At 71.2% G+C, this 1826-nt stretch carries 2 protein-coding genes; one reads left to right on the forward strand and one right to left on the reverse strand.

The window, feature by feature from the left end; genetic code table 11:
* Positions 1 to 36: 36 nt before the first annotated feature.
* Positions 37 to 249, forward strand: coding sequence for an SCO4848 family membrane protein (locus ACSNOG_RS32645; protein ID WP_058047096.1), 213 nt, complete (start codon positions 37 to 39; stop codon positions 247 to 249).
* A gap of 24 nt (positions 250 to 273) precedes the next feature.
* Here ACSNOG_RS32645 and ACSNOG_RS32650 read toward each other — a convergent pair.
* Positions 274 to 1826: ABC transporter substrate-binding protein (locus tag ACSNOG_RS32650; protein WP_436756319.1), on the reverse strand; the 1553-nt coding region annotated here is incomplete at its 5' end.

Genomic DNA, 1826 nt, shown 5'->3' on the forward strand with positions numbered 1-1826 from the left:
GCCCCCGCCGTCCTCTCCCGTCCCGTCTCCTGGTTCCTGCTCGCCTTCGGCGCGTGGAGCTGGGTCATCTGGATCACCTTCGCGAAGAATCTGTGGAAGGACGGCAGCGGTCTCGCCTTTGACGACGCGGGTGACCCGACCGCGTACTTCTGGGTGCATCTCGCGCTGGCGGTCACCTCGTTTCTTCTGGGGACGGCCGTGGGGCTGATCGGGTTGCGCGGCGTCAGGGCGCTGCGGCGCAGGTCATAGGGGAGCGGGGCGCCCGCCCCGTCCTCAGAGCCGTCCCAGCTCCCACAGGCGCCACTGCCCGGTCCCGTCGGAGAGGTACTGCGTCCCCGAGACGGACGCGCTGCTGAGCACGTAGTCCTTCTTCTGCCACAGGGGCAGCAGGGGCACGTCCTGGGCGATGATCTCCTGGATGGCCCGGAAGTCCTTCGCGACGCGGCTGCGCTGCGAGCTGTCCTGCGTGGCGCCGATGAGCTGCTCCACCTTGGGGTTCGCGTACCCCGTCCGGAAGGAGGAGGAGCGGCCCACGAGCGGGGTGGTGAAGTTGTCCGGGTCGGGGTAGTCGGCGAGCCAGCCGACGCAGTACGCGTCGTAGGCGCCGCGGGTGTAGCCCTCCCGGAACTCCGTCCACTCCACGCGCCGTGTGGTCACCTCGAACAGGCCGGTGCCCTCCAGCTGCCGTTTCAGCAGCGCCGCTTCCTCGTCGGTGGCGGCGCCCTGCGAGTACGCGAGCGTGAAGCGGACGGGGGTGGTGATGCCGGCGCGGCTGAGGATGGAGCGGGCCGACTCCGGGTCCGGGTGGGGGTTGAGGTCGAAGAACGAGGTGCTGTGACCCGTGAGGCCCTGGGGGATGAGGGAGTACAGCGGTTCGACGGTGCGGCGGTGGACGTCGCGCGCGAGGGCCTCGCGGTCGACGACGGCCGCGACGGCCCGGCGGACCGCCGGCGGCTTCAGCGGCGAGCCGTCGCGCAGGTTGAAGAACATGGAGCGGGTCTCGGCGCCGGTGCTCTCCATCAGCTTCACCCCGGTGTCGGCCAGGGAGTGCGCGGCGATGTCGGCCGGCGGCAGCAGCCGGCCGGCGACGTCGAGGGAGCGCTGCTTCCACGCCTTGCTCATCGCTGCCGAGTCCGCGAAATAGCGCACGGTCACGTCGCCGCCGCGGTGCTTGACGGCGCCCTGGTAGTGCTTGTTGGGCCGCAGCTCGGCCACGGAGCGCGGGCGGTAGGCCGTGAGGGCGTACGGGCCGGAGCCGTCGGCCTCGGTGCCGGTGCGCAGTCTGTCGGCCGGATAGCGCGAGCTGTCGACGATGGCGCCGGCGCCGGTGGCTATCTTGAACGGGAACGTGGCGTCCGGGACCCGCAGCCGGAAGGTGACCGTCCGCCCGGCGGTGCCGACGGACTCCAGGGTGTCCAGCAGCGACTGCGGCCCCTGGGAGGATTTGATCCGCAGGATCCGGTCGAAGGAGAACTTCACGTCCTTGACGGTCAGTTCCTGCCCGTTGGCGAATTTCAGGCCCTCGCGGAGCTCGCACCGGAAGGTGCGTAAGTCCTTGCCCTGGAAACCGCAGCGCTCGGCCGCGTCGGGGACGGGGGCGCCGGTGCCCGGGGCGTAGGTCATCAATGACTGATAGAGGTTGCTGAACAGCGCCCAGGAGCCCGCGTCGTAGGCCCCGGCGGGGTCGAGGGTGGTGACGGTGTCCGTGGTGCCGACGGTGATCGGCCCCTGGTCCTCGTCGTCCGGCGAGACCAGCTGACACCCTGCCGTCCCGCCCGCCAGCAGCACCGCAGCCACCACGGCCGCCCCCGCCCGAAGCCCACGCA

Origin of the sequence: Streptomyces sp. URMC 124 (genome assembly GCF_051386455.1) — a bacterium.
In the GTDB taxonomy this organism is placed as follows: Bacteria; Actinomycetota; Actinomycetes; order Streptomycetales; family Streptomycetaceae; genus Streptomyces.